Below are 6,647 nucleotides of genomic sequence, written 5' to 3'. Positions count from 1 at the left end.
GCCCTGACCTCCGATCCCGCCGGCGCCGGCCGTGCTCAGCAAGGTCAGCAAGCCGACATTGCCGCCGGCGCCGCCGGAGCCGCCGGCGCCCCCGCTGATGCCGTCGCCGCCGGAGGCGCCGGCTGCCTTGCCGTCGGAGCCGCCGGATCCCGCAGCGCCCGCACCGCCGGCCCCGCCGGCCCCGCCGCGGCTGAACGAGGCGAGAGCACCGGCGTCGCCGCCTCGGCCGCCGTTGCCGCCGGTGCCGTTGTTGGTCCCGGCCACGCCGACGGCGCCGACGCCACCGGCGCCGCCGTTGCCCATGAATGTGCCGCCGGCTCCGCCGTTTCCGCCGGCGCCGTTGTTGACCCCGGCGACCCCCGCACCGCCGGCGCCGCCGTTGCCGAAGAGGCCGGCGGACCCGCCGTTGCCACCGTTGAACCCGGCGCCGCCGTTGCCGAACAAGCCGGCGCGGCCGCCGTTGCACGCGGTGCCGCCGGTGCAGGTCTCGAGGGTATAGCTGAACCCGTTGCCCACCAGGATTCCGCCATTGGGGTGGGCCGCGGTCCCGTTGCCGACGAAGGTCGCAATGAAGTTGCCGACGGCCGAGGTGACGTCGGTGGCACCGGCCAGACCGACTGCGCGGGTGCTCGACGGACCAGCCAGAGTCGGCGGGAGACTGACCGCGTTGGTCGGCGACGCACGGTGTGCGCGCTTGGGGGAGTCGGCGAGATTCGTGGTGCGAAGTCCACGGCCCGAGGTCGGCTTGGATGTCTTGGTCGTTGTATTGCCCTGTGCTGCAGGACTGTTCGAGCCGCTGTCAGGGTCGGGTGAGGACGGGCGCCCGATCCGCGGGCCAGCTGAGGCCCCGCCGGGTTTCGTCGCCTTCGGCCCGACGTTGGTGGCCGATTCTCCGCTCGCTCCCTGATGCCTGCCGCTCGACGATGAACCGGTGTCGGCGGCAGCGACCGCCGCTGATGCGACTGCTGCGCCGATTCCCAAGGCCACGGCGAGTGCCCCCACTCGACCCACGTAGCAGGCATAGCTCGGCGGTGCAGGCCGCGAGTGCAGCCCAGCAACGACATTCAGCGAAACGGCAGCACTCATTCACACGCCCCCCGTGTTCAGGCACGCCGGAATCCCCACCAAGCAATAAAGAAAGAAGAACCCCAACCCCGGCGTGACTCGGTACCGAAGCCGCACGGCCTCAGTCGATCAACAGCACATGTATAGCGATTAATTGACGTCCCCGCAATAGAAAAGAGACTTTACTGAAATCGCTTTGTAGCGCGCATTGTTCGACGAAGTTAGCTGTATTACCCCATAACGCGCGCTCAGACCGGTCAGTCGTATTGTTTGCCGATTGCGGGTACCTCGGTGTGGGGCGGCGATCGATCACGCGGCGTCGGCCTCGCGTCGCCTGGTGACTACCATCAAGGCCGAGGGCACCCACCGATCTAACGAAGGGCCACGGCATGAAGGTGATTGCGTTTGCTGCGTCGCGCAAAGCGGTGCTGGAGGAGGCGGGTGGAGTCAACGCCGAGGGCTTCCCCATGACCAGCTGCTACGTGGAGAGCCTGCCTTCGCAAATCACGCTTCCGCTGGTTCTGTCCGTATATGCAAGTGGCGGAACGGATTACCAGCCACGACGCTATATAGTCGCGAAGTCTCCCGAGGGGGAGCGGGTGGGCTTGTTGGAGTTCGCCTGGGAGTGGCCGGACAATCCCGGTGTTCCGTACAAGTTCAGAGTGTTTGCTCATCAGCTGCCGATGACGGTCTATTCGAATGGCGTGTACACCATCGGCCTTTACGGGCATCCCGATGACGCCGAACCTGAGTTCGAGTTCCCGCTGCCGGTGATGCGGCTGAATCCGTTGACCGGCGGGCCGACCGGCTGACGCGCGGGGTGAGGTCGGCGCGGATTCGCCGGGCGGGCGCAGCTAGAGCTTGCGCAGCCGGAGCCGGTTGATCGCGTGGTCGGCGTCCTTGCGTAGCACCAGGGTCGCCCGCGGACGGGTCGGCAGGATGTTCTCGATCAGGTTCGGCCGGTTGATCGAACTCCAGATGTCGCGGGCGGCGGCGACGGCCTGGCTGTCGGTCAGTCCGGCGTAGTGGTGGAAGTGCGAGGCCGGGTTGGCGAACGCGCCGGCCCGCATGGCCAGGAACCGGTCGATGTACCACTGTTCGATGTCCTCGACGCGGGCGTCGACGTACACCGAGAAGTCGAACAGGTCCGACACCATCAGCGTCGGGCCGGTCTGCAGGACGTTGAGACCCTCGAGGATCAAGATGTCCGGATGCGTGACGACGTGCTTTTCGCCGGGGACGATGTCGTAGATCAGGTGTGAGTACACCGGCGCGCAGACCTGATCGGCGCCGGACTTCACCGTCGTCACGAATCGCATCAGCGCGCGGCGGTTGTAACTTTCCGGAAAGCCCTTGCGGTGCATGAGGTTTCGACGGGCCAGCTCGGCGTTGGGGTACAGGAAGCCGTCGGTGGTGACCAGGTCGACGCGCGGATGGTGCTCCCAGCGCGCCAGCAGCGCCTGCAGCACGCGCGCGGTGGTGGATTTGCCGACCGCCACGCTGCCGGCCACCCCGATGATGAACGGCACCGGCCGGTCCGGGCTCTGCTGCGGCTCGCCGAGGAACTCGGAGGTGGCCGCGAACAGCCGCTGCCGGGCGGCCACCTGCAGGTGGATCAACCGGGCCAGCGGCAGGTAGACCTCTTCGACCTCGAGCAGGTCGATCTGCTCGCCCAGGCCGCGCAGCCCAATCAGCTCGTCCTCCGTCAGCTTCAACGGGGTCGACATGCGCAGTGCACGCCATTGACTCCGGTCGAACTCGACGTAAGGGCTGGGTTCGCTCAGCCGCGCCATGCGCTCAGTCTTGCAGTTAGCTTGGTTGACATGCAGCCCGGCACCCTCATCCGCGACTACCTGACCCTCGGTTTGCGCTTCGACCGCATCGAGGAGGGCTATGTCGACTCGTTCACCGGCGATCCCGAACTGCGTCGCGCGGTCGCCGACGAGCCTGCCCCGGAACCGGCCGACCTGGCCCGGCAGGCCGACCGGCTGCTCGCCGCGCTGCCGAACGTCCCGCGGGAGGCGGGTTTCACCGATCAGCGCGCCGACTTCATCGGGGCCCACCTACGTGCCCTGGCGTTCTCGGCCCGCAAGTTCGCCGGCGAGCAGGTGGGTTTCGTCGACGAGGTGCGCAACTATTTCGATGTCGAGATCAGCCGGGGCGACCAGGAGCGCTACCGGGCCGCCCACGCCCGCATCGACGAGGTGCTCGGTGGCAGCGGGCCGCTGGCCGAGCGGATGGAGGCCCACCGCCGGGCCGACGAGATCCCGCCGGCCCGACTGGAGGAGTGCGTGCAGGCGTTCTCCAGCGCGCTGCGCGACACGGTCCGCGCGACGTACCCGCTGCCGGACGCCGAAACCATCGTCTACGAGGTGGTCACCGACAAGCCGTGGTCGGGCTTCAACTACTACGAGGGCAACTACCGCTCGACGGTGGCGATCAACGCCGACCTCAAGCAGCAGATGGCCAACCTGCCGCGGCTGGTGGCCCACGAGTCCTACCCGGGCCATCACACCGAGCACTGCCGCAAGGAAGCCGGGCTGGTGGCCGGCCAGGACCAGCAGGAGCAGACCATCTTCCTGGTCAACACCCCACAGTGCCTGATGGCCGAGGGGCTCGCCGACCTGGCGCTGTATGCCGCGGTGGGACCGGGCTGGGGGAGTTGGGCCGGCGAGATCTACGCCGATCTGGGGCTGCGGTTCGACGGCGAGCGGGCCGAGGCGCTGTCGGAGGCGACGGCCGCGCTGGCTGATGTCCGTCAGGACGCCGCGCTGATGCTGCACGACGAGCATCGCGACGCCGACGAGGTCGCCGCTTTCCTGCAGCGCTGGCTGCTGGTCGACGACACCAGGGCGCGGCAGATGCTGCGATTCCTGTCCTCGCCGCTGTGGCGGGCCTATACCAGCACCTATGTCGAGGGGTACCGGCTGCTGCGGGCCTGGCTCGACGACCGACCGGCCGGGGTGGGACTCACCGAGCGGTTCGGGCGCCTTCTCGACGAGCCGCTGACCCCGTCGGCGCTGCGGGTGGACGCGGCCTGAACAGCGGCGGATAGGCTTGGGGCATGACCGCAGACTCGACGATTTCGCCTTCTCCCGCCGCCCCGGGCGCGGACTATGCCGCCACGGCCAGTGAGGCCTACCGCGCAGCGTTAGAGGTGATCGAGTCCGTCGAGCCACGGATCGCCGCGGCCACCCGCAAAGAGCTTGCCGATCAACGGGATTCGCTCAAACTGATCGCCAGCGAGAACTACGCCTCGCCGGCCGTGCTGCTGACCATGGGCACCTGGCTGTCCGACAAGTACGCCGAGGGCACCGTCGGGCACCGGTTCTACGCTGGCTGCCAGAACGTCGACACCGTCGAGAGCGTGGCCGCCGAGCACGCGCGCGAACTGTTCGGCGCCCCCTACGCCTACGCCCAGCCGCACTCGGGCATCGACGCCAACTTGGTCGCGTTCTGGGCCATCCTGGCCACCCGGATCGAGTCGCCGGCGCTCAAGGAGCTCGGCGTCAAGGGCGTCAACGACCTCTCGGAGGCCGAGTGGGAGCGGCTGCGCGCCCGGCTGGGCAGCCAGCGGTTGCTGGGCATGTCGTTGGACGCCGGCGGCCACCTCACCCACGGTTTCCGGCCCAACATCTCCGGCAAGATGTTCCACCAGCGCAGCTACGGGACGAACCCGGAGACCGGCCTGATCGACTATGACGCCGTCGCCGCGGCCGCCCGCGAGTTCAAACCGCTGATCCTGGTCGCCGGCTATTCGGCATATCCGCGGCGGGTCAACTTCGCCACCATGCGCGAGATCGCCGACGAGGTCGGCGCCACCCTGATGGTGGACATGGCGCACTTCGCCGGCCTGGTGGCCGGCAAGGTGTTCACCGGCGACGAGGATCCGGTGCCGCACGCCCACGTCACCACCACGACCACGCACAAGTCGCTGCGCGGCCCGCGCGGCGGCCTGGTGCTGGCCACCGAGGAGTACGCGCCGGCCGTCGACAAGGGCTGCCCGATGGTGCTGGGCGGGCCGTTGTCGCACGTGATGGCGGCCAAGGCCGTCGCGCTGGCCGAGGCTCGGCAGCCGTCGTTCCAGGCGTACGCCCAGCGGGTGGCCGACAACGCCAAGGCGTTCGCCGAGGGTCTGCTCAAACGCGGCGCCCGGCTGGTCACCGGCGGCACCGACAACCATCTGGTGCTGCTGGACGTGCAGAGCTTCGGGCTGACCGGCCGCCAGGCGGAGTCGGCGCTGTTGGACGCCGGTGTGGTGACCAACCGCAACTCGATCCCGGCCGACCCGAACGGTGCCTGGTACTCCAGCGGCATCCGGTTCGGCACCCCGGCACTGACGACCCGGGGGTTCGGTCCGGCCGAGTTCGACCGGGTCGCGGAGCTGGTGGTGGACGTGCTGACCAACACCGAGGCCGACGGCACCTCCAAGGCCAAGTACACGCTGGCCGACGGCACCGCCGAGCGGGTTCATGCCGCGTCCGCCGAGCTGTTGGCGGCCAACCCGCTGTACCCCGGCCTCACCCTGTAGCGCCTGAAACCCCCGCGAAACGCCGGGTGGGCCAGATTTCCGGACATCCGTGTCTGTGGGTTACAGTTACCGCATGGCACAGAAACCTGTCGCAGATGCGCTGACGCTCGAGCTTGAGCCGGTTGTCGCCGACAATCTGGCCCGCTACCTGGAGACGGCCGACGAGTGGTACGGCCACGACTACGTTCCGTTCGACCAGGGCGAGAACTTCGCCTTCCTGGGCGGCACGGACTGGGACCCGTCGCAGGTGACCCTGCCCGCCGACGTCGTCGACGCGCTGGAGATCATCCTGATCACCAAGGACAACCTCGCCGGATATCACCGCGAGCTGGTCGAGCATTTCATCCTCGAGGACAAGTGGGGCCGCTTCATGGGCCGCTGGACTGCCGAGGAGAACCTGCACGCCATCGCGATCCGCAACTACCTCGTCGTCACCCGTAACTTCGACCCGACGGCCAACGAGGACGTCCGCGTCGCACACGTCATGCGCGGCTACCGCGCCGACAACTACACCCAGATCGAGACGCTGGTCTTCATGGCGCTCTACGAGCGGGCGCACGCGGTGTTCACCCGCAATCTGGAGGCCAAGATCGACGAGCCGGTGCTCAAGGGCCTGGTCGGCCGGATCGCCGCCGACGAGGAGCGCCATGAGGCGTTCTTCGCCAACCTGGTCGCGCATTGCCTGGAAACCCATCGCGACTCGACGATCTCCGCGGTCGCGCGCCGCGCGGGCGGTTTCGGTGTGGTCGGCGGCGACATCTTCGAGTACGCCGACAAGCTGCACAACGTCGCCCAGGCCGGGATCTTCGACCTCGACCTCTCGCGGCAGGTGGTCTCCGATCGCATCACGGCATGGGGCCTGGACGGCGAATCGGTGCTGAAGAAGTTCGTTCGCGCATAACACGGCGGCGCGCCTGACCGGCGCGTGGGCGGCTACCGGAGTAGCGTCGCTTCCGATGGCTAGCGACATGCTTTGTCGTCCGGGCGGCACCTTTCGTGACTACGACAGGACCGGTCCCGGTCCTGGTGCCGCAGTGTCCACCGAGGGGTT

Annotated in this window: 5 protein-coding genes and 1 pseudogene; 4 read left to right on the top strand and 2 right to left on the bottom strand. The window is 68.4% G+C overall.

The annotated features are described in order from the left end of the window. A pseudogene (locus tag MSZK_RS33510) lies at positions 1-1,086 on the bottom strand (hypothetical protein); the annotation flags it as partial. 368 nt (positions 1,087-1,454) lie between these two features. Here MSZK_RS33510 and MSZK_RS22860 point away from each other — a divergent pair. Then, a complete protein-coding gene (locus MSZK_RS22860; protein ID WP_099250822.1) occupies positions 1,455-1,877 on the top strand; it encodes a hypothetical protein in 423 nt (140 codons plus the stop codon). A gap of 42 nt (positions 1,878-1,919) precedes the next feature. Here MSZK_RS22860 and coaA read toward each other — a convergent pair whose 3' ends face one another. Then, positions 1,920-2,858, bottom strand: a complete 939-nt coding sequence (gene coaA / locus MSZK_RS22855; protein WP_099250821.1) for a type I pantothenate kinase — start codon at positions 2,856-2,858, stop codon at positions 1,920-1,922. 30 nt (positions 2,859-2,888) lie between these two features. Between coaA and MSZK_RS22850 the strand changes: the two genes are divergently transcribed. From MSZK_RS22850 to MSZK_RS22840, 3 genes are all read left to right on the top strand, one after another. After that, positions 2,889-4,106 carry a DUF885 domain-containing protein gene (locus MSZK_RS22850; RefSeq protein ID WP_099250820.1) on the top strand — a complete coding sequence of 406 codons (1,218 nt, stop codon included), beginning with the start codon at positions 2,889-2,891 and terminating at the stop codon, positions 4,104-4,106. A 23-nt stretch (positions 4,107-4,129) separates the two neighbouring features. Further along, on the top strand, positions 4,130-5,596 hold the full coding sequence (locus tag MSZK_RS22845; protein ID WP_099250819.1) for a glycine hydroxymethyltransferase: 1,467 nt from the start codon (positions 4,130-4,132) through the stop codon (positions 5,594-5,596). A 73-nt stretch (positions 5,597-5,669) separates the two neighbouring features. Next, entirely contained in the window at positions 5,670-6,497 is an 828-nt protein-coding gene (locus tag MSZK_RS22840) for an acyl-ACP desaturase (RefSeq protein ID WP_099250845.1), read from the top strand. Positions 6,498-6,647 lie beyond the last annotated feature (150 nt).

The sequence above is a fragment of the Mycobacterium sp. shizuoka-1 genome (assembly GCF_002723835.1).
Taxonomy (GTDB): domain Bacteria; phylum Actinomycetota; class Actinomycetes; order Mycobacteriales; family Mycobacteriaceae; genus Mycobacterium.
Note: the sequence above shows the minus strand (reverse complement) of the source record. Positions and strands in the feature narration are given on the sequence as shown.

What these genes read in the sequence shown, in the direction of transcription:
- MSZK_RS22840 (WP_099250845.1), top strand. Translation starts at nt 5,670, where the DNA reads ATGGCACAGAAACCTGTCGCAGATGCGCTGACGCTCGAGCTTGAGCCG.
- MSZK_RS22850 (WP_099250820.1), top strand. Translation starts at nt 2,889, where the DNA reads ATGCAGCCCGGCACCCTCATCCGCGACTACCTGACCCTCGGTTTGCGC.
- coaA (WP_099250821.1), bottom strand. Translation starts at nt 2,858, where the DNA reads ATGGCGCGGCTGAGCGAACCCAGCCCTTACGTCGAGTTCGACCGGAGT.
- MSZK_RS22860 (WP_099250822.1), top strand. Translation starts at nt 1,455, where the DNA reads ATGAAGGTGATTGCGTTTGCTGCGTCGCGCAAAGCGGTGCTGGAGGAG.
- MSZK_RS22845 (WP_099250819.1), top strand. Translation starts at nt 4,130, where the DNA reads ATGACCGCAGACTCGACGATTTCGCCTTCTCCCGCCGCCCCGGGCGCG.